General features: G+C 64.4%; 24 protein-coding genes and 1 other RNA gene. 18 read left to right on the forward strand and 7 right to left on the reverse strand.

The features are described 5' to 3' along the window. Positions 1-63: 63 nt before the first annotated feature. The 3 genes from DEIDE_RS04990 (at position 64) to rnpB (ending at position 1,654) form a co-directional block, all read left to right on the forward strand. Positions 64-435, forward strand: coding sequence for a hypothetical protein (locus tag DEIDE_RS04990; protein ID WP_012692861.1), 372 nt, complete (start codon positions 64-66; stop codon positions 433-435). Continuing rightward, a complete protein-coding gene (locus tag DEIDE_RS04995; RefSeq protein WP_012692862.1) occupies positions 432-1,193 on the forward strand; it encodes a pseudouridine synthase in 762 nt (253 codons plus the stop codon). Before DEIDE_RS04990 ends, DEIDE_RS04995 begins: the two co-directional genes overlap by 4 nt. Positions 1,194-1,224: 31 nt before the next feature. Beyond that, positions 1,225-1,654, forward strand: an RNA gene (gene rnpB / locus DEIDE_RS18105) — RNase P RNA component class A. Between the two features lie 63 nt (positions 1,655-1,717). Here the strand turns inward: rnpB and DEIDE_RS05000 are convergent. Beyond that, positions 1,718-2,068 carry a DUF423 domain-containing protein gene (locus DEIDE_RS05000; protein WP_012692863.1) on the reverse strand — a complete coding sequence of 117 codons (351 nt, stop codon included), beginning with the start codon at positions 2,066-2,068 and terminating at the stop codon, positions 1,718-1,720. Positions 2,069-2,410: 342 nt separating this feature from the next. Here DEIDE_RS05000 and mraZ point away from each other — a divergent pair, with 342 nt between their 5' ends. The 7 genes from mraZ (at position 2,411) to DEIDE_RS05035 (ending at position 9,227) form a co-directional block, all read left to right on the forward strand. After that, positions 2,411-2,839: a division/cell wall cluster transcriptional repressor MraZ gene (mraZ, locus tag DEIDE_RS05005; protein WP_012692864.1), complete on the forward strand. Its 429-nt coding sequence runs from the start codon at positions 2,411-2,413 to the stop codon at positions 2,837-2,839. A gap of 5 nt (positions 2,840-2,844) precedes the next feature. Further along, positions 2,845-3,747 carry a 16S rRNA (cytosine(1402)-N(4))-methyltransferase RsmH gene (gene rsmH / locus DEIDE_RS05010; RefSeq protein ID WP_012692865.1) on the forward strand — a complete coding sequence of 301 codons (903 nt, stop codon included), beginning with the start codon at positions 2,845-2,847 and terminating at the stop codon, positions 3,745-3,747. Beyond that, positions 3,744-4,133 (forward strand): hypothetical protein, encoded by a 390-nt coding sequence (locus DEIDE_RS05015; protein ID WP_012692866.1) that lies wholly within the window; start codon positions 3,744-3,746, stop codon positions 4,131-4,133. The genes rsmH and DEIDE_RS05015 overlap by 4 nt, the downstream gene beginning before the upstream one ends. Further along, complete coding sequence (locus DEIDE_RS05020) at positions 4,124-5,470, forward strand: peptidoglycan D,D-transpeptidase FtsI family protein (protein WP_012692867.1); 1,347 nt, start codon at positions 4,124-4,126, stop codon at positions 5,468-5,470. Before DEIDE_RS05015 ends, DEIDE_RS05020 begins: the two co-directional genes overlap by 10 nt. A gap of 424 nt (positions 5,471-5,894) precedes the next feature. Next, complete coding sequence (locus DEIDE_RS05025) at positions 5,895-6,473, forward strand: RlpA-like double-psi beta-barrel domain-containing protein (RefSeq protein WP_012692868.1); 579 nt, start codon at positions 5,895-5,897, stop codon at positions 6,471-6,473. A gap of 215 nt (positions 6,474-6,688) precedes the next feature. Further along, complete coding sequence (locus DEIDE_RS05030; protein ID WP_012692869.1) at positions 6,689-7,876, forward strand: ABC transporter permease; 1,188 nt, start codon at positions 6,689-6,691, stop codon at positions 7,874-7,876. Between the two features lie 328 nt (positions 7,877-8,204). Then, positions 8,205-9,227, forward strand: coding sequence for a DUF4384 domain-containing protein (locus DEIDE_RS05035; RefSeq protein ID WP_012692870.1), 1,023 nt, complete (start codon positions 8,205-8,207; stop codon positions 9,225-9,227). 62 nt (positions 9,228-9,289) lie between these two features. On the opposite strand, the gene DEIDE_RS05040 is transcribed toward DEIDE_RS05035, so the two are convergent. Together DEIDE_RS05040 and DEIDE_RS05045 are read right to left on the reverse strand one after the other, a co-directional pair. After that, positions 9,290-9,877, reverse strand: a complete 588-nt coding sequence (locus DEIDE_RS05040) for an NUDIX hydrolase (protein ID WP_012692871.1) — start codon at positions 9,875-9,877, stop codon at positions 9,290-9,292. Continuing rightward, a complete protein-coding gene (locus tag DEIDE_RS05045) occupies positions 9,864-10,502 on the reverse strand; it encodes a MazG family protein (protein WP_012692872.1) in 639 nt (212 codons plus the stop codon). The genes DEIDE_RS05040 and DEIDE_RS05045 overlap by 14 nt, the downstream gene beginning before the upstream one ends. Before the next feature lie 120 nt (positions 10,503-10,622). Here DEIDE_RS05045 and DEIDE_RS05050 point away from each other — a divergent pair, with 120 nt between their 5' ends. From DEIDE_RS05050 to DEIDE_RS05075, 6 genes are all read left to right on the forward strand, one after another. Then, positions 10,623-11,093, forward strand: a complete 471-nt coding sequence (locus tag DEIDE_RS05050) for a hypothetical protein (RefSeq protein WP_012692873.1) — start codon at positions 10,623-10,625, stop codon at positions 11,091-11,093. 108 nt (positions 11,094-11,201) lie between these two features. Continuing rightward, positions 11,202-11,927, forward strand: a complete 726-nt coding sequence (locus DEIDE_RS05055; RefSeq protein WP_012692874.1) for an SDR family oxidoreductase — start codon at positions 11,202-11,204, stop codon at positions 11,925-11,927. Between the two features lie 112 nt (positions 11,928-12,039). Next, entirely contained in the window at positions 12,040-12,471 is a 432-nt protein-coding gene (gene smpB, locus DEIDE_RS05060; RefSeq protein ID WP_012692875.1) for an SsrA-binding protein SmpB, read from the forward strand. Positions 12,472-12,485: 14 nt separating this feature from the next. Then, entirely contained in the window at positions 12,486-13,856 is a 1,371-nt protein-coding gene (locus DEIDE_RS05065; protein WP_012692876.1) for an N-acetylmuramoyl-L-alanine amidase, read from the forward strand. Continuing rightward, positions 13,853-14,395: a GerMN domain-containing protein gene (locus tag DEIDE_RS05070; protein ID WP_012692877.1), complete on the forward strand. Its 543-nt coding sequence runs from the start codon at positions 13,853-13,855 to the stop codon at positions 14,393-14,395. The genes DEIDE_RS05065 and DEIDE_RS05070 overlap by 4 nt, the downstream gene beginning before the upstream one ends. 151 nt (positions 14,396-14,546) lie before the next feature. Next, the gene (locus DEIDE_RS05075) at positions 14,547-17,837 is read left to right on the forward strand and encodes an AAA family ATPase (protein WP_012692878.1); all 3,291 of its coding nucleotides are present in this window, start codon (positions 14,547-14,549) and stop codon (positions 17,835-17,837) included. A gap of 16 nt (positions 17,838-17,853) precedes the next feature. On the opposite strand, the gene DEIDE_RS05080 is transcribed toward DEIDE_RS05075, so the two are convergent. The 4 genes from DEIDE_RS05080 to DEIDE_RS05095 all read right to left on the reverse strand — a co-directional run bounded on the left by DEIDE_RS05080 (position 17,854) and on the right by DEIDE_RS05095 (position 23,203). Beyond that, positions 17,854-18,372: a 2'-5' RNA ligase family protein gene (locus DEIDE_RS05080; protein WP_012692879.1), complete on the reverse strand. Its 519-nt coding sequence runs from the start codon at positions 18,370-18,372 to the stop codon at positions 17,854-17,856. Further along, positions 18,369-19,811, reverse strand: coding sequence for an alpha-amylase family glycosyl hydrolase (locus DEIDE_RS05085; protein ID WP_012692880.1), 1,443 nt, complete (start codon positions 19,809-19,811; stop codon positions 18,369-18,371). Before DEIDE_RS05085 ends, DEIDE_RS05080 begins: the two co-directional genes overlap by 4 nt. Positions 19,812-19,872: 61 nt before the next feature. Then, positions 19,873-22,359, reverse strand: a complete 2,487-nt coding sequence (locus DEIDE_RS05090) for a phosphoenolpyruvate carboxylase (RefSeq protein WP_012692881.1) — start codon at positions 22,357-22,359, stop codon at positions 19,873-19,875. A gap of 67 nt (positions 22,360-22,426) precedes the next feature. Further along, positions 22,427-23,203: a TIGR00282 family metallophosphoesterase gene (locus DEIDE_RS05095; RefSeq protein ID WP_012692882.1), complete on the reverse strand. Its 777-nt coding sequence runs from the start codon at positions 23,201-23,203 to the stop codon at positions 22,427-22,429. A gap of 108 nt (positions 23,204-23,311) precedes the next feature. On the opposite strand from DEIDE_RS05095, the gene DEIDE_RS05100 reads away from it, so the two are divergent. Continuing rightward, positions 23,312-23,806, forward strand: coding sequence for a universal stress protein (locus DEIDE_RS05100; protein ID WP_012692883.1), 495 nt, complete (start codon positions 23,312-23,314; stop codon positions 23,804-23,806). A gap of 80 nt (positions 23,807-23,886) precedes the next feature. Beyond that, a complete protein-coding gene (locus DEIDE_RS05105) occupies positions 23,887-26,451 on the forward strand; it encodes a U32 family peptidase (protein ID WP_041227110.1) in 2,565 nt (854 codons plus the stop codon). Positions 26,452-26,459: the final 8 nt, after the last annotated feature.

Genomic DNA, 26,459 nt, shown 5'->3' on the forward strand with positions numbered 1-26,459 from the left:
ACGGAGCGTAGCATTGGCGGAGTCACAGCCCGGAACGGGAGCAGGCGTCATACACTGGCGGGCGTGTTACGTGCCGCCTTCTGGTTCACCGCCCTGATTTTTGTGCCGTTGGGGTTGTTTCTCTACTTTCTGCCACCGACAGTGGCGTCTCTGGTCGGGGTCTCCCCGCTCTGGCTGGCACGCGCCTCCGGCGGTCTGGTGTTTGTGTGGGGTGCCTTTCTGCTGGCGGCCAGCGCGGCACCTGACGGCCTCAAGGTCGGCGCCCTGGTGGCTGGAAATCTGCTGAGCGTGGCCACCCTGCTTCCGGCGGTCATCCGCCAGGGCGAGCAGATGCCGCCATCAGTCCGAACGGCCCTGCTGGCCCTGTGCGCGCTGCTGACTCTGCTGGCGGTTGTCACACTGCTTTCCCTGCCTTCACGCCGGAGCCGTCTGTGAGCGGCGAGCGTCTTCAGAAGCGTCTGGCGCGCGCCGGAATTGCCTCTCGCCGTGCGGCCGAAGAGATGATCACTGCTGGCCGGGTCACGGTCAACGGCGTGGTCGCCCACCTGGGACAGACCGTTACGGACGCTGATGACGTGCGGGTCGACGGCAGCCTGGTGGACTCCACAGCGGTGCCGGCTGTGACCTACGCGCTATACAAACCGCGTGGATATGTCACCACCGCGCGCGACGAGTATGGACGCCGCAACGTGCTTGACGCCATGCCCGAGATTCCTGGCCTGCATCCAGTAGGCCGGCTGGACAGGGATTCCGAGGGCCTGCTGCTGCTGACCACCGACGGCCAGCTGACCCTGACCATGACGCACCCTCGTTACGGCCATGAAAAGGCTTACCGGGCCTGGACCGAGGGACCTCATGACCCGACCCAGGGGGAGCTTGATACCCTGGTCAGCGGCGTGGAACTCGAAGATGGCCCTGCCAGGGCAGTGAGTGCCAGCCCGGCGTATGGTGGCGCCTTCGTGGTGCTGGGCGAGGGCCGCAACCGTCAGGTGCGCCGGATGCTGGAGGCCGTCGGGCATCCGGTCAGCCGGTTGCTGCGTTACCGCGTCGGTGGCCTGTGGCTGGGAGATATGGAAGTGGGCGAGTACCGCGAACTGACCCGCAAGGACCTGGATGAGCTGGTCAACCCGGCAAGCATCCCGCGCGCCAGCTGGCAGCGCTCCTGGGAGCACGCGCAGCAACGCTGGGGATAGGTCCGCGCCAGGTCTGGTATACTGTTTCTTTGCGGGGGAATGCTCGGTCGCGCTTGAGCGTGAGTTCAGGTGAGGAAAGTCCGGGCACCGCAGGGCAGGATGCCAGCTAACGGCTGGTCGGTGAGTCAAGCGCCTGCATGTGCGCCGATTTCAGCATGCGGGTGGCGGCGAAGCCGAAGGATAGTGCCACAGAAACCAGACCGCCATGTCCACGGGTGCACCGGCGCGCACGGGCATGGTCAGGGTGAAACGGTGCGGTAAGAGCGCACCAGGCTGCCTGGAGACAGGCGGCGCTGGTAAACCCCATCTGGTGCAAGACCCGACAGTGCGCGAGGGTGGCCCGCCCGTTGACCGCCAGGATGGTTGCTTGAGGCAGCTGGCAACAGCTGTCCCAGAGAGATGACCGTGCAGCCGCCCCCCGGGGCGGTGGACAGAACCCGGCTTACAGTTCCCCCGCTCCGAAAAGTACCCCGGCCATGGCCGGGGTAACTTCTTTGTCACACGCTGTCGAACGTGAGCAACTTTTAGCGGCGAAGGTCCAGGGCGCACATCACGAGTCCCGCAATCAACAGGAGGCCCCCCAGTGGGGTGACGGCGCCCAGCCACCGCATCCCGGTCAGCGCCAGGATGTACAGGGAGCCGCTGAAGATCAGCAGGCCTATAAGCAGCAGCACCAGCCCCCGGGTGTGCTGGACATGTGGTGCCAGCGCAATCACAGCCAGGGCTGAGTACATGTGGTACCGCACGCCGATTTCAAATGTAGCCAGCATCTGTGGGTCCAGCCGCGATTTCAGGCCATGGGCCCCGAATGCACCCAGCGCTATACCCAGGGCGGCCATAAGGACGCCGGCTTGCAGAAGTGTCAGAGGAAGCATCAGGGGCAGGGTAGGGGAGACTCGGGTGGGGAATTGTCCCACGCGTCTGCCCATCCTCTGGCCCGCTGTACGGAAATGGTAATTTGATGTCAGGGGCGGCGTTTCTGCGTGCTTCTGTCCCGAATTCCTGTCCGGTTGCCCAGCAGCAGAACCACCCCTGAGTGGGAAAGGCAGGAGATGACCGGAGAATTTGGGGGAAAAAGTGGGAGCCAGTGGTAAATGGTGGTAAGGCTTGTTACACTCCTTTTGGCAGCCTGAAGTCTTTGCTCATGCATGTTTCAGGTTGCTTTGCCCTGACGGCCCCTGCTCTGCTCTGGTGGGACCGCGTGGGAAAGGAGCCCAGTGCCGTTCGGAGAGTACCCGTACACCATCGACGACAAAGGACGCGTGGTCATGCCACCGCCCTTCAGAGAATTCGTCGAGGACGGAATGATTCTCACGCGCGGAATGGAGGGCTGTTTGTACGTATTTCCGCTGGCCAGCTGGCGACGCGTTGAAGAACAACTCGAAGGTCTTCCTCTCACGGACGCCGAATCTCGGGCGTTCGTGCGCTTTTTTTACTCCGGGGCCAACAAGGCCCGGCTGGACAACCAGAGCCGGGTCTCAGTACCGCAGACTCTCCGAACCTTCGCAGGCCTGGACGGTGACGTGATCGTGGCGGGGGCTCCCGGTCGCCTTGAACTGTGGAACCCGGGGCGCTGGGAAGAAGCCATCAACGCAGTGCAGCACACGCCTCCCAAACCTGACCTTCTCGCCAACTTTGTGGCGTAATAACTATGACCCTACCTGAAGACACAACAACCGCGGAATCCCTGATCCATACCTCTGTTCTCTCGGCCGAGGTGCTGGAGGCTCTGGCCCCCACCCCCGGAAAAACAATTGTTGACGGCACACTTGGCGGCGCGGGGCACACGCGGCTGCTTCTGGAAGCCGGTGCTCACGTGTACGGCATTGACCAGGACCCATTTGCTCTGGACCGTGCCCGTGAGGCCGGACTGCCGAATCTCACCGTGCTGCAGGGCAACTACCGCGATATGGTCTCCCTGCTGGAGCAGGCAGGCGTGTCGCAGGTGGACGGCATCCTGCTCGACATCGGTGTCAGCAGCTTTCAGCTTGACGATGCTGGTCGCGGGTTTTCCTATCACACCGAAGCCCCTCTCGACATGCGCATGAGCCAGAGTGGAGAATCGGCCGCCGACGTCGTGAACACCTACGAAGAAGAGGATCTCGCCGCCATCATCTACGAATATGGAGAAGACCGCCTGTCGCGCCGCATTGCCCGGGCCATTGGGCAGGCGCGTCAGAAGGCGCCCATCGAGACCACCGTGCAGCTCGCCGAGATCGTGAAGCGGGCCTACCCCGGCTTCTCCAAGGGCATCCACCCGGCGCGGCGCACCTTTCAGGCCCTCAGGATTCATGTCAACGACGAACTGGGCGCGCTGCGTGACGGGCTTCAGGCAGCTGAAACCCTGCTGCGCCCGGGAGGCCGTCTGGCGGTCATCAGCTTCCATTCGCTCGAGGACCGCATCGTCAAACGCTTCCTGCTGGGCAGCGAGGTACTTCAGCCTTTGACCAAGCGGCCGGTAGTAGCCTCCGACGAGGAACAGGCAATCAATCCCCGGTCCCGAAGTGCCAAGTTGCGCGCCGCAGAGCGCGTCGTGGTTCAGGAGGCCTCATGATGGCCCGTCCCCCGGCTGGCGGCTGGTGGACGGATGTGGACCTCAGCTTCGTGACCTGGCGTGGACGCGCAGTGCGCTATGTGCTGATTTATCTGGCTCTGGCAGTCGCTCTGGTCGGCCTCAGGATGGGAACACAGCAGATCCGCCCCGGCCTGATCACTGCTCAACAGCGCGAAGCTGCGCTGATCAGCCAGCGCGACGACCTGCAATTGCGCATTCAGATTCTGGAAAATCCGCAGTTGGTCCGTGATTGGGCGTTTGCTAACGGCATGCAGCGGTTTGCCCAGGCTCCCAAAACCATGCAGGACTTGCCTCCTGCCCCCAGCACCGCAGCCCGAGTTGCAGCTCCGAAGCGCACCGTGGAGGTAAGAACGCAATGGAAGTAAAGATCCGAAACCGTTCGCGCATCATGCAGGTCATTGCTCTCCTGATCTTCATGACACTGGTGTGGGCCTATGCCCAGCTGGAATGGGGGGTGCCGCAGGGGGTCAAGCGCAAGGTGGTGCAGTTGCGCGGAACCATCACCACGGCAGACGGCAAAGTGCTGGCACGCAGCAGTGTGGACGGCAAGCGGGTCTATCCCCAGGGGAAGCTTGCGGGTCAGATCGTCGGCATGATGGGAGCCACCGAGGGTCTGGAGGGCCTGGAATTCGCCTACAACCGGGTCCTTGAGTCAGGCACTGACGTGCGGCTGACGCTGGACACCCGGATCCAGGCCTCTGCCGAAGCGGCACTGAGCGCTGCCGTTCCGCGTCACCAGGCCGAATATGGCTCGGTGGTGGTCATGGAAACCCGGACCGGGCGCATTCTGGCTGCGGCCAGCTACCCCTCGTTCGACCCCAACCGCTGGCGGGACTTCAGCCAGGACGACCGCCGTAACCGGCCCTTTCTGGACGTTTTCGAGCCGGGCTCAACCATCAAAGGTCTGGTGGTGGCCGCGGCCATGAACGAAGGTCTGACCACGCCGAACACCGAATACGAGACCCCGATGCGGCGCTATATCGGCGGCCGCTGGGGAAGCACCATCGGAGACGTCGTGGCGCACCCGCTGCGCCTCACCACTCAGCAGATACTGCGATACAGCAGTAACGTTGGTATGTCTCATATCGTAGAGAACTTTCCGTCGGCAGAACTGCGTGATTACCTGACGCAATTTGGCTTCGGGCGCGACGTCAGTCTTCCCACCGTGATGACCGCGACAGGCCGGCTGCAGCCGCTGCGCAACTGGGGAGACCTCGTACGCGCCACGAACGCCTTCGGACAGGGGATGAGCAGTACGACTCTTCAGATGGCGGCTGCCTACAATGCCCTGGCAAATGATGGACTGTACGTGTCGCCCCGGCTGGTGGAGGGTGCTGGAGGTGTGGAACGCCACGAGGTACTGCGTCCCGAAGTTGCCCGCACAACCCGCAACATGCTGCAGTTTGTTATTGAGGATGGCATTCCGACCCAGGCTGGGATTCGGGGATATGCCCTGGCTGGGAAAACAGGTACAGCGCAGGTTGTGGTCGGCAACCGTTACTCCAACAGTGTGTACAACAGCACATTTGCAGGTTTCTTCCCTGCGGACGCTCCTCGAGTCACTGTCGCCGTCATGGTGCACGGAGCCAAGGTGCGCTTTCAAGGATCACAGCTGGCGGCCCCGATCTATCAGAACATTGCAGCCGACATTCTGTCCCGCTGGGGCAGCGCTCCAGCAATAGCGCCGGAAGCAAGTGAGTAAAATATGAGCTCAAATCCGGGTTCGAGATATTACGGCGGGATCATAAATGTCCATCTCAGGGCCCTTAGGTTTTATTTGTGTATGTGAATACAATTCAACCCGAACTCGCGTTGACGGATCCTAGTTTTGACCACTTCCAGGTTGGCTTTTCGGAAAAGATCATGAGAACGTTAGTGAGTGAATTAGAACTTGTCTCATAAAAAGGGATGCGCTCTGCATGGTGGGAAGATTCTAATTCTTTACCTGGTCTAAAAATATAACGCCTTTATGATGAGTTCATAAAGGCGTTTTTCTTATCAAGTTGCCATCCTGCCTCCTTAGTCTCACTCAGGACGAAGAGCGAAACTTCATAGTTTCGCACCTCTTGATTCCCCTCTCACTTAATCCCCAGGGTGTGGCTCGGCCCACTCTGACAGGAGACCTTATGACCCGAATTCTCAACTGGCTGCAAGCGCTTGTGCTGAGCCTGACTGGCCTCGCTGCTGCAACCCCCGCCCTTCCCAATACCAGTCTGGCGACCAATGCCGTGCGTGATGCACTGAGTGCCGCCGCACCTGCTCCGGTAGTTTCCCAGCAGGCTGCCTCCAATGCCGCTCAGAAACGTGCCGAAGCTGTTGCTCAGGCCACCCGTTCCACTTCTGCGGCGGTCACCGAGACTCCAATTGCTGCGGCGCGCAGCACCGGCCGCACTGCTATTGTTCGGGCCACCGCCTACAACAGCCTGCCGAATCAGACCGACAGCACTCCGTTCATTACTGCCACGGGCACCCGCGTGCGTCCTGGAGTCGTGGCCCTCAGCCGTGACCTGTTACGCCAGTTTCCCTACGGCAGCAGGATCACGATCGAAGACCTGAGTGGCCGCTATAACTTCAAAGGACGTGTCTTTGTTGTCGAAGACACCATGGCCGCCCGCAAAAGAAACAGCCTGGATATCTGGATGGGTACCCGCACTGAGGCCATCAACTTCGGCGCGCGCCAGCTTCGTATCACCGCAGTACGCTGATTTTCTAACCGTCTGACCAGGTAGGGCACCCTTTCATCAGGGTGCCTGCTTTGTTGTCTGAATTCCTCGTGGAGTGCCTCCCGTATCGTGCTGGAGACTGTGCACCGGCAGGACACATCACGCCCTGGCACTTTTCCAGCCCTTGCTGCTCAGGACCGCCGTGGAAACACGGGGCAGAAGAGCTGGAGGAATCGTTCTGCTATCCTCCGCTTCGCATGACGGTACCCGCGCGCCCCACCTCTTCCATGGCTCTGGCATGGACCCTGGCCCGGGCCCATCTGCGCCGTCGGCGCACCCAGAATGTCCTGACTATCCTGGGGATTGCTGTCGGAGTTATGGCGCTGATCGCCGCGCTTAGCCTGACCAACGGTTTCACGGCGGCTCTGGTCGACGCGACGTTGCGTGCCAGCCCACATCTCAGCATGAGTGCGTTTACCCCGAGCGGGCGGGACGCTGAACTCGAAAGGGCCATGCGGGATGATGGGCGCGTACAGGCATTTACCCCGTTTCTGGCTGACAAAGGTTTGCTGACAACGCCTGCGAGCCCGGGTCGCCGTGCAGGCGTGGACTTTGCCACTCTGTTTGGCGTTCCTTCGACCGGCGCCCGGGTTCTTCGTCTGCCGGCGCCGGGAAACGTTCTGTTGGCCACACTGAAAGACGGGGAGGTTCTGCTGGGCAGTGCGCTTGCCCGGAATGTCAGTGCCTTTACCGGTGATGAGGTGCGGCTGCTGGGCAGCACTCAACGCCGGACGGTGCTGAAGGTCAAAGGCGTATTCACCACCGGCAACTACCTGATTGACAGCGCCTATGCCTTTACCAATCTGAAAACCTTGCAGGAGCTGCAGAAAACCCGGAATATCACCGGTTATCAGGTACGGCTACACGATCCACAGCAGGCTGTGGCTCTGGGCGACGATCTGTCCCGGGCCCGGGCCTATGCTCCGCTGCCCTGGCAGAGTCTGTACGGGACGCTTCTGGAACAGCTGGCGCTTCAGAAAAAGGTCATTGGCTTCGTGGTGTTTCTGATCGTCATTGTCGCCGCCTTCGGCATTGCCAATGTTCTGACTCTGGTGGTATTCGAGAAGACCCAGGAAATCGCCATTCTGCGTGCTATTGGTGCTACCCGGGGACTCATCACGCAACTTTTCCTGCTGGAGGGTCTGGCTTTGGGAGTCGGTGGACTCTTGGTTGGCAATCTGCTCGGGCTGGGGATCACCACCTATTTCACTGTGAGGCCCTTTCAGTTGCCGGGAGATCTTTACTTCATCACCTCGCTTCCGGTGGAAGTGCGGTGGAGCGACCTGGTAGCAGTCAACGCTGTAGGACTTGTGACGACCCTGCTGGCTGCGCTGATTCCCGCCCGCCGGGCTGCAAACATCGAGCCGGCACGGATTATCCGTTGACAGGGCAAGGGCAGGGCTCCTTCTCTGGGCCGACGTGCCTCAATGAATCAAGCGCTCTGACATGATTGAGGATGTCTTCAGCTGCTTCGCGCTGAATTCCACGGTCCCCTGAGTGAACGAGGCCCAGAACGACAAGAGAAAGTCTGATCTGTAGCCAGGGCCGGAGAAAGGTTGAACTTCTGCGCCGCCCCCCAGCCCTCTTGGTTCTCTCCGTAGAGAGCAGTCCTGGCCACCTACCTGACCGTGGTCTGAAGCACCATTAACCTTGTGGACTGGAGGGCTCATTGCCCGTCAAGTTGCTGCGCCTACCCTTTGGTAGGAGGTCCACATGAAGAAATTTCTGATGATTCCGGCAGCCATGCTGCTGAGTACCGCTGCGGCTGCCCCTAAGATCAGCGCCCAGAGCATTATCGTCAACCCCAGCCAGCCTGACCTGAGTGTCAGCGTACGGGTCGACAAGGACACCACCGGAAGCCAGAACCCCGCTTACCGCATTGGCGAGAAAATCACCATCAGCACTTCCGTTAACCGTGACGCCTATGTGTACCTGTTTAACGTCAACCCTGACGGTAGCGTGGACCAGATCCTGCCCAACCGCCTGAGCGAAACCAACTTCGTGAAAGCCGGAACGACGAAGGTGTTCCCGGCTCCCGATGACAACTTCAACTTCACGATTGCTGGACCCATCGGGCAGAACAAGGTACTGGCGCTGGCCAGCACCAGCGAGCTTGACCTGAACCAGATCAGCAGCTTCAAGAGCACCCAGGATCAGTTCGCCACCGTGAACGCCAAGACGCAGGCTGGCCTGGCTCAGGCGCTGAGTATCGTGGTCAACCCCCTGCCCCAGAAGAGCTGGGTCAGCGACACCGCGTTCTATACGGTCGCAGACCGTACGCCGGTGGCCACGGGCAGTCTGTTTGTCGGTACCAACGTGAACAATGCCACCGTTATTCTCAACGGTCAGCGCCTCGGCGGCGCCAACGTCACGTACAGCAACCTGCGTGCTGGCACCTACCCTGTTCGGGTCCAGGCCAGTGGTTACCGTGACTTCACCACCACGCTGACGATCCGTGGCGGTACCACCACCAACCTGAACGTCGAGTTTGCCCAGGCGGCTCCGGCCCCCGCTCCCGTGGCCACCCAGTACACCCTGAGCATTCGCAGCCCCGTGAACGGCGCACGTGTGTTTGTTGACGGTGAGCAGGTTGGGGTTATCCGAAACGGTGGGCTGAACATCCGTGTGAGTCGCGGCGCCCATGAAGTCGTGGTCATGGCTCCCGGGTACCGTACCTTCTCCAGCACCTATGACGTGACCCGCAACGCTCAGATCACCATCACCCCGACCCGCTGAAGCAGCGACAGAGTTACGCTTAGGCTGACCAGTAAAGCCCCCACCCGCGCGGTGGGGGCTTTTTATGTTGTCAGGGAGACCGGGCCCTGGGTCACCAGGTCGTGGAGCACCCGCGCTGTCATGCCCCAGATGTTATGGCCCTGCCAGGGGTAGTGGTAGACCGGAACCTGTGTGCCATCTGGCAGCGACCGCCACTCTTTGGTATAGGGCGCGGCACGCAAGGCAGCCAGACTGGGCATCAGCACCTGCGCCACCTCGCCGGACTTGGTGAGCGACGGCTGCGGATCAATACGTGCCAGAACCGGTGTCACATGGAAACCCACCGGCGTAAAGACGTCATCAAGCTCTCCCAGCACCTGTACGCGATCCGGGTCCAGGCCTACTTCCTCCCAGGCTTCGCGCAGGGCTCCCTGGACGGGCCCTTCACCCGACTCCAGACTGCCCCCGGGAAAGCTGATCTGACCTTTGTGGGTCGGCAGATCAGTCGACCGCACGGTCAGCAGCACACGCGGATCAGCTTCACGGGTCAGACCAACCAGAACCGCAGCGCGGCGGAAGTCCGGAAGATGCAGGGCCTGCCGCGCACGCTCGCCCAGCCACAAGGCCCAGGGATCGGCCAGCGCGTCGTCCAGCGGATCACTGCTGGCCATGTGAGGCCTCATCCGGCAACTGTTCGAGAGTCTGATGGGTGTGGGAGCGCAGTGCCACTTCCGGATCTATCCCGGCAGAACGGGCCCAGGCGACCACAGCCGACAGCACGTGAGCGACCCCTTCTTCGGAATCCGGGGCTTCCTGAAGAGCTCGCAGCACACTCTGGCGGTCACCCTGCACCCTTGCCAGCTTCTGAGCCTGGGCCTCCCGGGCCAGGGCGCCCAGCGCAGCAGGGACCCGCTCAGCCGCACGCCGGGGCTTGCCCTCCTGCTCGGCGGCCTTGATGGCCTGCCAGTTGCTGACCACCTGATCACTGCCGCTGACCACTGTGTCTCCGAAGACATGCGGGTGGCGCCGGATCAGCTTGGCCACAATGGCGGACTCGACATCGTCATAGGTAAAGGTGCCGGCTTCCTGCGCCACGACGCTGTGAAAGGCGACCTGAAGCAATACGTCGCCCAGTTCGCCGGGCAATTCTTCGAGCTTGCCGCTGCTGATGGCATCTACAGCCTCGGCCGCTTCTTCAAGCAGGTAGGGACGCAGCGACTCGTGGGTCTGTTCGCGGTCCCACGGACAGCCGTCGGGAGCACGCAGGCGCCGCATGACGTTCAGCAATTCATGCATGCTCTGAATCTAACCTGCCACCGGGCTGTTCCTCCCTATCTGAGCACCTTGTGGCACCAGACTGACGCGGTTCACCTACGCTTCACGAGGCATCAGCAATCATGTGGTGAACTGGACCCCATGACCAAACGGACGAAATACATCACGGGCGCTGTGATACTTGGGGCTGCGCTCGGCGCCTCCGCCCAAGGGAGCAATCCGGCCAGCTGGAATGCTCAGCGCCTCGGAAATGCGACCTACCTGATTCTGGATCCGGAAATCAAGGGCAATCCTAACCTGATCAGTGGTGACCAGCGGGAGGGAGTTCTGAAAGCCATGCGCAAAGACTCCGGCGACGCCATCAAGCGCCGTTATCCCAAGGCGACCATTACGACTGATCTCAAGGCCGCAGACGCGATTCGGGTCAGCCCGGAACTGGTGGCTCCCGGGTCCCTGATGCCCTGGGCCAAGCTGACGGCGCGGATGACCTTCGCACTTCCAGAAGGGTCCAAGGTGGTCATGAACGAGCAGCACTCGCTGCTGACGCTGTGGCAGCATCAGGCCGACGCAGCCAATTTCATATTTGACCGGCTGGCCCAGCGCCTGCCTTGAGTCCTGACCGTACGAATGGGAGCAGGTTTATACAGCCTGCTCCCATTTCCGTATTGTCTTGGGAGTGCCTCAATGTCACCCGGAGAGGGAGCATGTTAGCGTGCCCACATGACGCAGACATCATCTGGCAGAAGTGCATTTATTACCGGCGCAAGCAAAGGCATTGGTCTGGCGGTGGCGCGGGCGCTGGTCCGGGAGGGCTACGCCGTGACCATCACCAGCCGTCACCAGGATGAGGTAGAAGCAGCGGCCGGCGGGCTTGTCAATGAACAGGAAGGCGCTCAGGCGCGTGGGGTAGCCTGCGACGTGCGTGACGCCGCGTCCCTCCAGCAGGCAGTGGACGATCATGTGCAGGCTTTCGGTGGTCTGGACGTGCTGTTTGTCAATGCGGGCGTGGGCCACTTCGCGAACGTGGCCGAGCTGAGCATTGAGGACTGGGACACCATGATTGAAACCAACCTGAGTGGTGCTTTCTACACTGTCAAGGCGGGGATCGAGGCTCTGTCCAAGCGGGGCGGATATATCTTTACGCTTTCCAGCCTGGCCGGCAAGAATCCGTTTCCCGGAGGCGGTGCCTACAATGCCAGCAAATTTGGCCTGAACGGCCTGTCGGAAGTGCTGAACCTGGACCTGCGTGACCGCGGCATCAAGGTGACGCAGATTATGCCAGGGAGTGTGTCAACGTATTTCGGTGGTCATACGCCCAGCGAGGCCGATGCCTGGAAAATCCAGCCAGAAGACATTGCGCAGCTCACGGTAGACCTGCTGAATATGCCTGAGCGGACCCTCCCCAGCCGGATTGAGGTTCGCCCCAGCCGACCGCCCCGAAAATAGCCGGTCTGTAGTGTGCGCCTCCGCAGTCTTTCCTGCGGAGGCGCGTTCATGTCGTGCTGTGCCCGTATCCGCTGCCCGCTCTGCGGAAAAGTCCGGCGCACCATGCTGTAGAATGCCGCGCGTGTACACGAACCGCCGCGCTCATTACGAGTACGAGTTGTTGGAGCGCTTCGAGGCGGGCATCAGCCTGACAGGCAGCGAGGTCAAGAGCATTCGTGCGGGTGGCGTGGATTTTCGCGACGCCTTCGCCCGGCTTCATGGTGGCAATGTCGACCTCGAAGGCCTTTACATACCGGCGTACAAGGAAGCAACCTACAACAACCACGAGCCCCGGCGCACCCGGCGCCTGCTTCTGAACCGCATGGAAATCCTGAAACTTAAAAAAGGCTTGGAGCAGAAGGGCCTGACCCTGGTGCCAACCCGGCTTTACCAGAAAGGTCAGTACTTCAAGGTGGAGCTCGCTCTGGCCCGCGGCAAGAAGCTGCATGACAAGCGCCGCGCAGACGCCGAAAAAACGGTGCGGCGCGAGCTGAGGGAGCTGTGATCCGGCGCGCCCGTATGGCACTGTGGCCGTTGTTGCCGGCGGCTGTACTGGGGATTGGCCTGCTGGGTGCTGGCCTTGCTGAAGCCCAGATTGCCCTGAGCAAACTGACACTGGCAGGCAAGCAGGTGCAGAGTGTCAACCTGTACGGTGCTGAATACGCCAGCCAGGAAACCCTCAGCGCTCTGCTGAATGTGTCGCGGGACGGCGCCCTGTTGCGCGTGACCGGGCTGGGGCATACCCTGCTGCTGCCCATTGACGAGGACCAGCAGCGCGCCACAACCGACTTCAATACGGTGCAGCTCGATACCCGTCGCGTTCGGGCCCGGACGGCCACCCTGATCAATGGCAACGTCTACCTCCCCCTCGATACCCTTGCGCGCGGCTTGGGCGCCACCTACGAAACCGGGAAATTCCGTGTGGCTGCCCCGACCCTTCAGGGAGTCAGCAGCCGGGCGGGCAAGGACGCGGACCGTCTGGTGTTGGATTTGAGCCGCGACGTGGAAGTGATAGATGAGCAGCGCGGGGCCAAAGTGGTGGTAACCCTGCGGGGGCTGAAGGGTGAGCCGCGCAAATACACCACCCGGGGCGCATTCGTGCCCCGCGCTGAGGTGACCCGCGAGAAGGACAATCTGGTCCTGAGCTTTCCCCTGACTGCCGCAAGTGGCGTGCGGGTGTTCAAGGTGGTGCGTCCGGGCAGCGTGCGGGTCGTGGTTGATGCCGGACCGGGCATCGAGCGCACCAGTCCTGTTCTGCTGCAGCACGTGACCCGTCCGCTGATTGTCATTGATCCCATGCGGGTGGAAGGTGTGGGCCGCGACGTGACGCTGGAGGTTGCCCGCCGGGCCGCTGAACTGCTGAGCGGCGCCGGGTGGCAGGTGCGTGTGACGCGTGACTCGGCTAGCGCCATGAATCTGGGCACCAAGCTGCAACTGGCACGTCAGAGCGACGTCTTCCTTGCACTGGATCTGGGCCGACTGCCGGGTGCCAAGCGCAGTGGAGTCACGGTCTATGAGCAGTCCGGTGAGTCCAGCGCGCAGATTGTCAATGCCATTCGCGCCGGCAATGCGCCCCCTTACGGAGCCCTCGTGGCCGGCAACTCAGGCGGAACCCGCAAGCTGGGCGAACTGTTGCGGGGTGAGCTGAAGGGCGGTGGGGTAATGGCCAAGCAGGACACCACCTCACGCGTCCTGACCCTGCGCGAGGCACCGCAGGCGGCGCTGCTGATGGAGCTCGGCTGGGCCAGCAGTGCTGAGGACCTGGCCAGGCTGGCAGTCGACCGGCGCCTGCAGGCCATGGCTAACGCCCTGGCACGGTCCGTTGCCACCTACCTGACGGCCCGGGCCAACAACAACGCCAGTCTTGGCGCCCAGGGGGTGGAGCGGTGAAACGCCTGTTTTCTTTATTTAACGTGGTAACGCTGGTTCTGCTGGGCGCTTCGGTTCTGGCGCTGCAGGCAGTGCAGCGGACTCCCGATACTCCTGAGGCCCCCAAGCTCGAACTTGCCCAGCGCACCGCTGTAAAAGTCAAGGTGTACTTCACCGACCCACAGGTTCAGGCCCTGAAGACCGAAACCCGCACGGTGCAGGTCACCCAGCAGGACGCCGGAACGCTGGCGCAGGCGGCACTGAATGTCTGGGCCGGTGGGCCAAACGACCGTGACCTCCTGGGACTGGTCCCAAAGGGAACAGCAGCGCCGAAGGTTTACCTGCGCAGTGGTCACTATTACGTGGACATGCCGGCTTCTTACGGCAAGCTGCGGTATGGCACCAGCGGCGAGCGCATGCTGCTGTGCAGCATGACCCGCACCCTGCTTGACCTTAAGGGGCAGGACGTCACCTTCCTGCTCGACGGCAAGAACATCGAGACTCTGGGCCACCTGGACCTGCGCGAGGCCTTTACCGGGCGCGACTGCGCGGACCAGTGATGGGACCGTCCGTGATAAGCCGCGTGATCAGGGCAGGGCAGCGCCAGCGCCAGAAGGGAGCGGCCAGGACCTGAGCAGCCCCAAACCTTCGGTCCAGGCTTCCAGTCCTGTACGACCTGAGGTGAGCTGCGGAGTTGGTCTCTAATTCCTTATGCTGCACAGCATCACCCTGCAGGGGTTCAAAAGCTTTGCTGACCGCACCCGGCTGGAGTTCGGCCCTGGGGTCAGTGCCGTCATCGGTCCCAACGGCTCGGGCAAAAGCAACGTGGTCGAGGCGATCCGCTGGGTGACCCATCAGGCCCGGGCCCGCGAACTGCGCGCCGGGCGCGGCACTGAGCTTATTTTTCATGGCAGCGGAGGTAAGGCGCCACTGGGCCTCGCCGAGGTGCAGCTGGAACTGAGCACGCCCGAAGGCCGTGTCAATCTGTCCCGGCGCATCTACCGTGACGGCGCCGCCGAGCAGGACCTGGGAGGACGCCCGGTACGGGCCCGTGATGTGCAGGGCGCGCTGCGCGGAACCGGCCTGGGCCCGGGTGGATTGGCGGTGATCGGCCAGGGAGAGGTCAGCGGGGTGGTGCAGGCTGAAGGCAGGACCCTGCTGGGCTACGTGCAGGAGGCGGCGGGTCTGTCGCGCGCTGTGACGGCCCGCCAGGAAACCGAAGCCCGGCTGCGGGACGCCGACACAGCTCTGGAGCAGTTGCGCCTGGTGCTGAATGAACGCGAGGCAGCGGTGGTGCGGCTTGAGAAGGCGGCGCAGGCAGCGCGTCAGCACCGTGACCTGAGTGCCCGCGTGCTGACCCTGGAAGATGCCCTGCGCCGCGAACGGCACCTGGCCCTGCGACGCGAAATTGCCGGGGCCAGCTCGGAAGCGTCGGCACTGGAGGCCCGGAGTGTGGTGCTGGGAGCAGAAGTGCAGGCTGCCGCCGCAGCTGTCGAAGCGGCGCGCGACCGGGCTCAGGAGGCCCGGGCCCGGCGTGAGGCCTACGGCGGTGCCCTGGACGCCCTGAACGCAGCGCGCGAGGCGCAGGCCCAGGCCGGGCGTTACCACGCCCACCTGAGACGGGAAGGGGAGACCCTGCAAGCTGAGCTGAGCGCCTTGCCGACTCGGATGCCGGAGCAGCCTGCTCCGGATCTGCTGGCCTTGGACGCGGCAGTGCACACGTCCCGCTTGGCCGCTGAGGTTGCCGAGCAGCGGGTACGCACTCTGGACGCTGAACTGACCCGCGCCCGTGCGCAGGCCGCGCGGGTCGCCGAGCAACTCGCCCGTGCGGACGCCAGCCGCGAGACGCTGCATGCCGAACTCCAGCGCGCCGAAGGCAACCTGGAACAGGCGCACGACAGTCTGGTTGCCGCTACCGAACGCCTGGGCAGTGCACGCCTGGCCCGCGAGCAGGCCGAACAGGCCTTTGCGGCGCTGAGCGGCAGCCGGGACGCCGCCCTTCACCACGAGCGGCACCTCAGCAGCGAGCTGGCCCGGGTCAATGCCAGTGTGGCGCCCCTGCGCCGGGAACGGGAGAGGCTGGAGGCTGCACTGAACAGCTACGCCCGCTACGGTGAAGGCGCGCGCAACGCCCTGCGGCTTGATCACCCGGGCATCGTGGGCAGCGTCGCGGACCTGCTGAGTGTGCCTGCCGAGTACGAAGTGGCCATCGGCGCTGCGCTGGGCCGTCGCCTGGAACAGATCGTGGTCTCACACGCTGAGGATGCCCGCGAAATTATTGAGGAACTGCGGCGTGCTGGCGGGCGCGCGACCTTTCTGCCGCTGGACCTGATCCGCGCCCGTCCCCGCCGTGACGCGGGGCTCCTCCGTGAGGACGGCGTGGTCGGGAATCTGGCTGACCTGTGTCCCACCGATCCGCCTCTGGTCGGCGAGGCTATTCTGGCCGACACGCTGGTGGTGCGGGACCTGCGCGCAGCCAACCGGATTGCGCGCAGTCACCAGAGCCGCCCACGCCTGGTGACCCTGGACGGAGAACTGGTGGAACCCGGTGGAGCCATTACCGGCGGGCGCCTGCGCGACACGGGAACCGGCGTGCTGGCCGACCAGCGCCGGTTTCAGGAACTGGACGCCGAACTTGAGGACGCTGACGCGGCCGCGCACAGGCTCAGCACCGAACTGAAAAAGGTCCGGAACGGCCTTGAAGGCAATGCGGAGCAGCACGACGCCCTGCTGGCCAGCCGCGAGCGTGCTGCCCGCGAGGAACGGGAGGCCGAACGCCGGGTGACGGAACTCGAAGCGCAGATCCGCAGCCTGACCACGCACCGCGACCGGTTGTGGGACCGCCTGGGGCCGGATGAACAGCGCACCGGCGCGCTGCCCCCCGATATGGACCTGGCTGCCCTGGAGGCCGACCTGAGCGCTGCCCGGGCCTCCGCAGAGCAGGCCCGGGCCCAGGAGCGTCAGGCGGCCGAGGCACTGGCCCTGGGGCGGGAAGTGGACACTGCCTGGAAGGCCTACCGGGCCGGTCGTGCGCGCGCCGGAGACCTCAGAGGTCGGCTGGAAGCCAACACCCAGGCGGCCGAGGCGCAGGAGGCCCACCTGAGTGCCTCTGCGGCTGAGGTCGCGCGGCGTACGGCAGCCCTGGGCACCCTGGACGAGAATGAGTTTCCCCGCGCCGAGTATGCGCGGGAGCAGGCCGCTCAGGCCTACGCCAACCTGATCGGCACCCAGAACAAAACCCGCGCCCGTCTGGATGAACTGCGGCTGCTGATTGCCCGGCGCGAGGGCAGTCTGGATGACATTCCTGATGGAGTCAGCCCGCTGGGCACCCCCCGTGAATGGACGGCAGAGCTTGCGCGCGCCCGCACGACCCTGGAAGCCCTGGGGCCAGTCAACGCGCGTGCCGAGGCCGACCATGCCGAGGAACTGACACTTCTCCAGGACCAGCAGACAGAACTGAACGACGCGCAGTCTGCCAGCGATGAGCTGCGTGCGCACCTGGCAGAACTGGAGCGGGCCGAAACAGTCGCCACCCGCGCGGCCTTTGAACGCGTGAACGCCGCTTTCCGTGACTACAGCGCCGAGCTGCTGGGAGGCCACGGTGACTTGGAAGCCGAACTGACAGAATCCGGGCGTCTTTCGGGGCTACGGCTGGCTGTCCAGCCCCGCGGGAAACGCACCCGCAGCATGACCCTGCTGTCAGCCGGGGAGCGCACCATGGCGGGGCTGGCCTTCCTGTTCGCCCTGAACCATGCCGGCGGTGAGGGGAGTGCGGGTGGTTTGCCCCTGGCCGTGCTGGACGAGGTGGACGCGCCGCTGGACGAGGCCAACATCCGCCGCTTTACAGGTTTTCTGAAGCTGTTCAGCGAGCGGGGAGCGCAGTTCCTGCTGGTCACGCACCAGAAGGCGACCATGGAAGTGGCCCAGGCGCTGTGGGGCGTGACCACCGATCAGACCGGCGCCAGCCGGGTGCTGAGCATTAAACAGCACGCTGAGGGATAAGGGTGGGTTTTCCCGCCTAGCCACCCTGAAGTGGAACTTCATGGGCCACCCGCCAGCGGTTATCCGCGTCTTTTTGTGCGACGGTGACCCGGTCCACCAGATACCGAACTGCCGCAAGCTCGGGAAGAAGTGCTTGCAGCTGGCCTGCAATGACATCGAGCTCATCTTCGCCTCCCCTGGCAACCGTCAGGTGTGGTTCCGGATCGGGATGCTTGCCGCTGTACGGAGGTGTCTCTGGAAAGGCCCGCGCAATGGTACGCATCAGGGCGCGGATCTCGGCGGCAGGCTCCGGCGCCAGCCACAGCAATCCCGGAAACCGTCCAAGGTGGGAGAAACTCAGGCTGACCGGCCTGGTCCCTCTCAGGCACGCCTCCAGCCGGGCCAGATGCTCCGGCGCGGGCTCTGGTGACACCCAGGGAAACAGCAGGGAGACATGCGGCGCCACACCCCGCCTCGCGGCAGGGAGGGTCTGACGCCAGTGCCCGATCCACCGGTCCAGCTCCGGCAGCCACAGCAGGACGCTGGTTTGGCTCACTTCAGTGCAAACGCTGCGGCGTCCCTGCCGTCCAGGCTCAGATGCAGGTACCCTCCCCGGACGCTGACCTTGGCATTCTGGCCGGCATACAGCGACTGTGTGACCGCCTGATCGCTGGCTGTGAGCCCCAGGCCAGCCAGCTTGATGCTGTAGGTCCTGCGCTCCTTGCCTCCATGCCAGGCCGCCAGGACCCGCTGACCGTCCTTCTCGCGGGTTAGCAGCAGCAGGTCGTCCTGCAGGCTGACTGGGACGGGTAGCAGGGTCTGGGATCCCAGGCTCAGGGCCGAGCTGGCCTTGCGGGCGGCCACCGCACTGCGGGCGGCTTCGAACACGTCGCGCTCTGCGGGTGTCCAGGCCTCCTCGAAGCGCATGTCGCGCCGGTTGTCGGGGTCCGGGCCTCCGCGCATGGCAATCTCGATGCCCTGATACAGCACCGGCACCCCTTTCAGGGTCATCAGTGCACGCAGGGCGTAGCGTGTGCGGGCCTGACCCTCATCCTCAAACAGGCTGCCCTGCGCAAAGCGGGGGATGTCGTGGTTGTCCAGAAACAGGGCGACCTCACCGGGACGTGAGAGTTCGCCGTTTCGCTCCAGCACGGCACTGACCCGGCTCAGGCTCTGGCCGCTCATCAGGCTGTCGCGCATGGCCCGCTGCAAGCTGAACAAAAACAGACTGTCGAACCCGGCCTTCTGCCAGTCGGCTACCGTGCCGGTATCGGCGTCGAACCATTCGCCCAGGGTCCAGGTGCCGGCGGCGCGGTCGCGGGCCAGCACCTCCTTGAGAAAGTCGCCCGGCACATGTTTGATGGCGTCGTAACGGAAAGCATTGACGCCACGGTTGCGCCAGAAGTCCGCGTTTTCCAGCAGCATCTTACGGACCTCGGGGCGGCTCTGATCCAGATCGGGCAACCCCGAGAGCGGACAGTCCACGTCCTTGTCGGCGCTGGCTTCGCAACGGGACTGGGGCGTAAACCATTCTGGCTTGGCCTTGACCGCCGGAGCTTCGTAGCCGTAGTGGTTGATGACCTGATCCAGGACCACGCGCATGTTGGCCGCACGCGCCGCTTTGACAAAGGTGTCGAAGTCAGCCAGCGTTCCGAAATGCGGATCGACATCCCGGAAGTCCGCCGGCCAGTAGCCGTGGTATCCGGCAGTATCAAAGGAGTTGGCCGCCTGTTGCCGGTAGACCGGCGTCAGCCATACCGCGGTGGCGCCCAGGCGCGTGATATGCCCCAGTCTGGCGGTCAGGCCGGGAAGGTCACCGCCGTGCCACGCACGGAGATTGCTGCGGTCCACGCCAGCATTGTTGTTCGGGTTGCCGTCGAAGAAACGGTCCGGCATGACCTGATAGATGATCTGGCCCTCAAAGGAGGGCAGGGAGGCCTGGGCCTGCGCGCTTCCTGCACTCAGGAAGGCAGCCAGCAGTAAAGAGCGGCGCATGGACGAATCCTAGCCCGCCCGCGCGCCACTCTGGACACATTTTGCTTTAACAGGTGTTGCGTCAGCCGGTGTTGCGCACGCCCGCCGCGATGCCCTGAATACTGAGCAGCAGTGGGACCTCGAACTCGTCCAGGCCGCCTTCCTTGCTGCGGCTGCGGCGAAGCAGCTCAACCTGAATCCGGTGAATCGGGTCAATGTAGGGGTTGCGCAGGGCGATGCTTTCTTTCAGACGCGGCTCGCCGGCCATCAGCGGTGCGCCCACCACGTCCTGCACCAGGGCCACCGTGGCCTGATAGGCCGCCTTGAGTTGCGTGGCCAGTGGATGCTCGCCCATCAAGCGCAGGTACTCGTCGAAAATCAGCGGATCGCTCTTGGCCAGACTCATCTGGGCGTTGTCCAGCACGGTACGGAAAAAGGGCCAGTCCCGGTACATCTCGCGGGCCAGATCCACGCCCAGGGTGCTGAGACCCTCGTGCAGGCCGTACCAGCCAGGCAGGTTGGCCCGGTTCTGGGTCCAGCACATGACCCAGGGAATGGCCCGCAGGTTCCCCAGGGTCGGCGCACCGGGCCGCCGGACCGGACGCGAAGCGATGTTCAGGCGGGCAATCTCGTGAATCGGCGTGACCGCCTCGAAAAAGGGCAGGAAGCCCGGGTCGTCCACCAGGGCGCGGTACGCAGCCGCGCTGGCCCTGGCCGCTGTGTCCATGCCACGGGTCCAGGCCTCCGGCGGAGCCACTGCCGGACGCGCGGCCGCCAGCAGCACCCCGTAGAGGGCCTGCTCCAGATTGCGCCGTGCCAGGACCGGATGGCTGTACTTGTCAGCCAGCGCCTCGCCCTGCTCGGTAATGCGCAGCCCCGCGTCGATGGTGCCGGCCGGCTGTCCCAGGATGGCCCGCGACGCCGGGCCGCCGCCGCGCCCGATGCTGGTGCCGCGCCCATGAAAAAAGCGCCAGCGCACGCCGGCACGCCGGCACACCTCACTGATGGCACGCTGCGCCTCGTGCAGCGCCCAGTTGGCCGCCAGGAAGCCCGCGTCCTTGTTGCTGTCGCTGTAGCCCAGCATGATCTCCTGAACGTCGCTGCCCAGTGCGGCGCGGTACTCAGGAATGCTCAGCAGCTCCCAGACCACCTGTGGGGCGCGCTGCAGGTCATCCAGGGTCTCGAACAGCGGCACCGGCAGGGCCCGGAAGCCTACCTCGCGGGCCAGGATCAGGGGTTCGAGGACATCGCTGACGCTCTCGGCCATGCTGACGATGTACCGTCCGAAAGCGCGGGGGCCCACCTGCCGGGTCGCGGCCTGCACCTGCCGGATGGGCCCGATGGCGGTTTCGAGCGTCTCGGGGAACGGCTCACCGGCAGGCCACAGCGGGCGGCGGGAACGCAACTCGCGGGTCAGCACCTCCTGCCGGGCATGCTCGGCCAGCGCCTCGTAGTCGTTCTCCACGCCTGCAGCCTTGAGCAGCGCGGCCACAGCTGCGCCGGTCTGCGCGGAGTGCTCACGGATGTCCAGGCTGACCAGGTGCTGCCCGAAGACCCGCGCTACCGTCAGCAGCGGCGTCAGCAGCTGATCGGCGCTGCGCCGCTGCCCTTCGGCGCACAGACGCCGGTGCAGCGCTTCCAGGCGCGGCAGCAGTTCTACCGGTTCGCCGTCGCGCACAGCGTTATGCAGGGCGCGGAGTTCCTGACGGTAAGGCTCCTGGCCCTCCTTTTCCTGGCTGAGGTCCGCGTAGGCCTGCGCAATGCTGGAGATCAGCACCTCGCGGGCCCGCTCGCGGTGAAGCGCCAGGGCGTCGTGGGTGGCCTGCGGAGTCACGAAGGGGTTGCCGTCGCGGTCTCCGCCCATCCAGGAGGTGAAGCTCAGCGGCAGCTGCGCCTCGCTGCTGTGCCCGTACACCCTTTCGAAGGCGCGCGACAGGTCGCGTTGCAGCATCGGCAGTGCCCGCGCGATGTTGGGCATGTAGCTCAGACCGCCCTTGACCTCGTCCAGAACGGTGGGTTTCAGGCGGCGAAGCTCCGGGGTAGACCACATGGCCTCCACATGGGCGGCAATCCGCTCGGTGGCGTCCTCGGCCAGCGTGGGCTGGCTCAGCTCGGGAATGGCGCGCGCGACTTCAACCAGGTGACCGCGCACGGTGCGGCGGCGCATCTCGGTGGGGTGAGCCGTGAAGGTCAGACCCAGGTCCAGCCGCGACAGCAGCGCCTCGACCTCCTGGGCACTCATGCCCTGCGCTTTGAGATCCATCAGGGCCTGCTCCAGACTCTGGGGCCTGACACCCTCTACGCTGCTGAGCACCCGCACCCGCTCGTATTCCTCGGCCAGGTTGACCAGCTGGAAATACCACGTGAAGGCCCGGGCCAGCCGCCCGGCCTCGGCCCCGGAGAGCTCCGCGAGCATGGCGCTCAGTTCGGTGTCGTCACCTCCCGCGCGGACCTCGCGCACCAGGGCGCGCGTGCGCTCCACCAGTTCGAAGAAGGCCTCGCCCTCCTGCTCTTTCAAAACCTGCCCGAGCGTTCTGCCCAGCAGGTTCACGTCACTGCGAATCCCCATTCAGCCCTCCCTGTGCATTGCGGCTGGGACTGGCCCCCGCGCATCACGTTCTCAGCTCTTTACGTCCTCAGCTCTCTTCGATGTAACGGTAGCGCTCCACACTATGTGCCCGGCCACCCTCCATCTGGACAATCACTCCATTCAGCTCCGCGCGCCCCTCGGCAACGCCAAAACGGTGAGGCCGCTCGGTCAGAAATCTCTGGATCGGGCCTTCCTGGTCACTGCCGATCACCGAGTCGTGCGGCCCGGTAAACCCGGCGTCGGTCTGGTACGCCGTGCCCCTGGGCAGGATGCGGGTATCGGCGGTTGGTACATGCGTATGGGTGCCGATGACAGCTGCAACCCGGCCGTCGAGGTGCCAGGCCAGCGCCTGCTTCTCACTGGTGGCCTCGGCGTGGATGTCCACGAAGACATTGCCGAGATCTTTGCGTTCCAGCAGCTCATCCATGGCCCGGAAGGGGTTAGACACGGCTTCCATAAAAACCCGGCCCAGGACATTGACAATCGTCAGCCGCTCGTTTTTGACCTCGAAGGTGCGCCAGCCGACCCCAGGCGTGCCGGGGTCCGCATAGTTGATCGGCCGCACGATGGGGTAGCTGATCTCGTCGAGCATCAGCGAGTACACGTCCTTGTGATGCCAGGCGTGATTGCCCAGGGTCATGCAGTCCACCCCAGCCCGGAGTGCGGCCTCGGCGGCGTCGCGGTGCAGCCCGAAACCACCGGCAGCGTTTTCCATGTTCACCACAGCAAAATCAACGGTGCGGCGCAGGTCCGGCAGATGCGCCGAAAGCAGGCGCCTCCCGGGTTGCCCGAAGACGTCTCCTACAAATAAGACCCGAATCATGCTGCAGGCTACCGCGCGCGCGTCCGTGCGCCCTGTAACATACAGCTGACCCTGCGGTTTCACTTTGTCAATAAGGCACTCCACGTCCTTTTAAAGGAGGCGATGTAGATGACCAAAGTGATAGTGACTTCCGATTGCAGTCCTCTTGCCAACGAGGCGCTGGGCCATGCCTGCAGCCTTGCTCAGTCGCTGGGCGCTGAGTTGCAGGTGGTTGCCATCCAGTCTGACCCTGACCCGCCCCTGGCAGGAGAATTCGGCTACATCCCGGCAATGTCGCCGGCCGAGTGCCAGGCCCAGGAGCAGGCTTTGCGCCGGCGGCTGGAGTCCTGCGTTCCAGGTGCCCAGGTCCGGGTGGTTCCGGCGGGTGGCCGTTCCATTCCGCGCGCGATTCTGGATGTGGTGCAGGAAGAAGGGGCCAATTTGCTGGTCATGAGCACCCATGGTCGCAGTGGCCTGGGCCGCGCTCTGATGGGCAGTGTCGCAGAGGCGGTCGCGCACCAGTCGCCCATTCCGGTGATGCTGGTCCGGGCCGGTCAGCCTGTGACCCAGTGGTCTGCCGGTCCCACCACAGGCCTCTCCTCCTTCGAGCCGTTGAGGGTCTGAGCTCCGTCCGGTACTCCCGGCGCTCAACTGTGGCGCCTGACGTTGGCTGTGCACCCGCCAGACCGCTACACTGACCCGTTATGTCGCGTGTGCGTGGAAAACCTGAAGTCATGAGCCCCGTTGGCGGCGAGGCCCAACTGCGCGCCGCCGTGGAGGCTGGGGCGGACGCGGTCTTTTTTGGCGTCAATGCCCCGAAGGGTGACGCGCGGGGCTTCCACGCCCGCGCCAAGGTCGGGTTCGAGGCCGAGGCCCTGCCTGACATCATGCGCGGGCTGCACGAGCGCGGTGTGATGGGCTTCGTGACCTTCAACGTGCTGGTGTTCGACCGCGAGCTCAGGCAGGCCGAGCGGCAGCTGATGCACCTGGCGGAATCGGGCGTAGACGCCATTATCGTGCAGGATCACGGCGTGGCCCGGCTGGCTCACGAGATCTGCCCCGACCTGCCGATCCACGGCTCGACCCAGATGAGCATCACGTCTGCCGAGGGCGCAGAACTGGCGGGCCGCTTTGGCGCCAGCCGCGTGGTGCTGGGACGTGAACTGTCGCTGCGCGATATCGAGCGGATTGCCCGCGCCACCGACATCGAACTGGAAACCTTCGTACACGGCGCGCTGTGCGTGAGCTACTCCGGACAGTGCTTCTCCAGCGAGGCCTGGGGTGGACGCAGCGCCAACCGGGGCCAGTGCGCGCAGGCCTGCCGCCTGCCCTACGATCTGCTGGTAGACGGCCAGGAGCGTGACCTGGGCGACGCACGCTACCTGCTCTCGCCGGGTGACCTGTACGCCCTGCATCAGGTACCGGAACTGGTGCGCATCGGCGTGGACTGCCTGAAGATCGAGGGCCGCTACAAGGACGCCGAATTCGTTGCGCTCACCACCGCCGCCTACCGGAAGGCCGTGGACGAGGCCTGGGCTGGCCGGCCCCTGAGCGTCACCCCCCAGGAAGAGCAGGACCTTGAACAGGTGTACTCGCGCGGTCTGGGCCCGCACTTCATGGCTGGCACCAACCACCAGACAGTGGTTCGTGGCCGGGCCCCCCGTCACCGTGGCGTGCAGGTGGGAACCGTGCGCGGCGTGACCGAGCGCGGCGTGCTGGTCGAACTGAGCCAGAGCGTAAAACCCGGTGACGGCCTGGTGTTCGACCCGGCCAACTGGCGCACCCCCGAGGGCCGTGAAGAGGGTGGGTTCCTGTACGGCCTGTGGCAAGGTGGCCGGCAGGTCGAGGACGTTCGGGCCGGCGCAGTGGCCGAGCTGCGTTTCGGGCGTGGTGCCGTTGACGGCCGCCGTGTGCGCGAGGGCGATCTGGTGTGGCGCACGCAGGACCCGACGCTGGCCGCTCGCGTAAGGCCCCTGCTGGAAACTGCTGATCCCCTGTACACCCGGCCGGTGGAGGCTCACTTTACCGGCCATGTGGGCCAAGCGCCGGTCCTGACCCTGACGGACGAGCAGGGCCGCAGTGTGAGCGTGACAGGTGACGCACCGCTGTCTGAATCCCGCAACCGTGCTCTGGACGAGGCCAGCCTGCGGGAGCAACTCGGCAAGCTGGGCGGGACGCCCTACCATCTGGGAGCCCTGACCACAGACCTGCAGGGTGCGGGTTTCCTTCCGGTCAGTGCGCTGAACGCCCTGCGCCGCGCCGCTTCAGAGCAGCTGAGCGCCCTGCGTGCCCAGGCTCCGGAACGCCGCGTCGCTCCCCGCCTGGACGAGGTGCTGAACACAGTTGGAGGACTCGCGCCCGCCCCGGCCCAGGGCACTCCCCGGTTGCACGTTCTGGTCCGCACTCCGGAGCAGCTCGACGCTGCCCTGGAGGAAAGGCCGGACTCCATCACCCTGGACTACCTGGAGCTTTACGGCCTGAAGCCCAGCGTGGAGCGCGTGAAGACTGCCGGAATTCCGGTGCGGGTGGCCAGCCCGCGCATCCTGAAGCCGACCGAGCAGAACCTGCAGAAGTTCCTGCTGTCGCTCGACGCGCCGATCCTGGTGCGCTCGGGCGGGCTGCTGGAAGGATTGCAGACCGAGGCTGGTCCTGGTGGGTCTGGCCCCGAGCTGACCGGCGACTTCAGCCTGAACGCCGCGAATATGCTGACCACCCGCGCGCTGCTCGACCTGGGCCTCAGCCGGATCACCCCCACCCACGACCTCAACGCCCAGCAGATTACTGAACTGGCCGGGCTGGTCGGGCCCCACACGCTTGAAGTCATCGCGTATCAGCACCTGCCGGTGTTTCACACCGAGCACTGCGTGTTCTGCCGGTTCCTGTCAGAGGGCACCGACTACACCAACTGCGGGCACCCCTGTGAGAGCCACCGCGTGGCCCTGCGCGACGAGCGCGGCGTGGCGCATCCGGTCATGGCTGACGTCGGCTGCCGCAACACCGTCTTCGAGGGCCGGCCCCAGGTGGCAGCCACGCATCTGCAAGACTGGCTGGACGCTGGCCTGCGCGAGTTCCGCCTGGAGTTCGTTCACGAGACTCCCGCCCAGGTCCGCGAGGTTATTGCCCTGCACCGCAGCTTTCTGAAGGGCGAGCTGAGCCGCAGCGCACTGTCCGAGCGCCTCTCAGCACTGTCGGACCAGGGAACCACCGAGGGCAGCCTGTTCGTACCCAATGACTTTGCCATGCTGGACGCCCTGCCGATCCTGTCCTGACAAGTGCT

Source organism: Deinococcus deserti VCD115 (assembly GCF_000020685.1).
Classification (GTDB): domain Bacteria; phylum Deinococcota; class Deinococci; order Deinococcales; family Deinococcaceae; genus Deinococcus; species Deinococcus deserti.

Bases quoted from the DNA above. Each gene is read 5' to 3' on its own strand.
- DEIDE_RS05000 (WP_012692863.1), bottom strand. From the start codon at position 2,068: ATGCTTCCTCTGACACTTCTGCAAGCCGGCGTCCTTATGGCCGCCCTG.
- rsmH (WP_012692865.1), top strand. From the start codon at position 2,845: ATGACCCTACCTGAAGACACAACAACCGCGGAATCCCTGATCCATACC.
- DEIDE_RS05015 (WP_012692866.1), top strand. From the start codon at position 3,744: ATGATGGCCCGTCCCCCGGCTGGCGGCTGGTGGACGGATGTGGACCTC.
- DEIDE_RS05020 (WP_012692867.1), top strand. From the start codon at position 4,124: ATGGAAGTAAAGATCCGAAACCGTTCGCGCATCATGCAGGTCATTGCT.
- DEIDE_RS05025 (WP_012692868.1), top strand. From the start codon at position 5,895: ATGACCCGAATTCTCAACTGGCTGCAAGCGCTTGTGCTGAGCCTGACT.
- DEIDE_RS05030 (WP_012692869.1), top strand. From the start codon at position 6,689: ATGACGGTACCCGCGCGCCCCACCTCTTCCATGGCTCTGGCATGGACC.
- DEIDE_RS05035 (WP_012692870.1), top strand. From the start codon at position 8,205: ATGAAGAAATTTCTGATGATTCCGGCAGCCATGCTGCTGAGTACCGCT.
- DEIDE_RS05040 (WP_012692871.1), bottom strand. From the start codon at position 9,877: ATGGCCAGCAGTGATCCGCTGGACGACGCGCTGGCCGATCCCTGGGCC.
- DEIDE_RS05045 (WP_012692872.1), bottom strand. From the start codon at position 10,502: ATGCATGAATTGCTGAACGTCATGCGGCGCCTGCGTGCTCCCGACGGC.
- DEIDE_RS05050 (WP_012692873.1), top strand. From the start codon at position 10,623: ATGACCAAACGGACGAAATACATCACGGGCGCTGTGATACTTGGGGCT.
- DEIDE_RS05055 (WP_012692874.1), top strand. From the start codon at position 11,202: ATGACGCAGACATCATCTGGCAGAAGTGCATTTATTACCGGCGCAAGC.
- smpB (WP_012692875.1), top strand. From the start codon at position 12,040: ATGCCGCGCGTGTACACGAACCGCCGCGCTCATTACGAGTACGAGTTG.
- DEIDE_RS05065 (WP_012692876.1), top strand. From the start codon at position 12,486: ATGGCACTGTGGCCGTTGTTGCCGGCGGCTGTACTGGGGATTGGCCTG.
- DEIDE_RS05075 (WP_012692878.1), top strand. From the start codon at position 14,547: ATGCTGCACAGCATCACCCTGCAGGGGTTCAAAAGCTTTGCTGACCGC.
- DEIDE_RS05085 (WP_012692880.1), bottom strand. From the start codon at position 19,811: ATGCGCCGCTCTTTACTGCTGGCTGCCTTCCTGAGTGCAGGAAGCGCG.
- DEIDE_RS05090 (WP_012692881.1), bottom strand. From the start codon at position 22,359: ATGGGGATTCGCAGTGACGTGAACCTGCTGGGCAGAACGCTCGGGCAG.
- DEIDE_RS05095 (WP_012692882.1), bottom strand. From the start codon at position 23,203: ATGATTCGGGTCTTATTTGTAGGAGACGTCTTCGGGCAACCCGGGAGG.
- DEIDE_RS05100 (WP_012692883.1), top strand. From the start codon at position 23,312: ATGACCAAAGTGATAGTGACTTCCGATTGCAGTCCTCTTGCCAACGAG.
- DEIDE_RS05105 (WP_041227110.1), top strand. From the start codon at position 23,887: ATGTCGCGTGTGCGTGGAAAACCTGAAGTCATGAGCCCCGTTGGCGGC.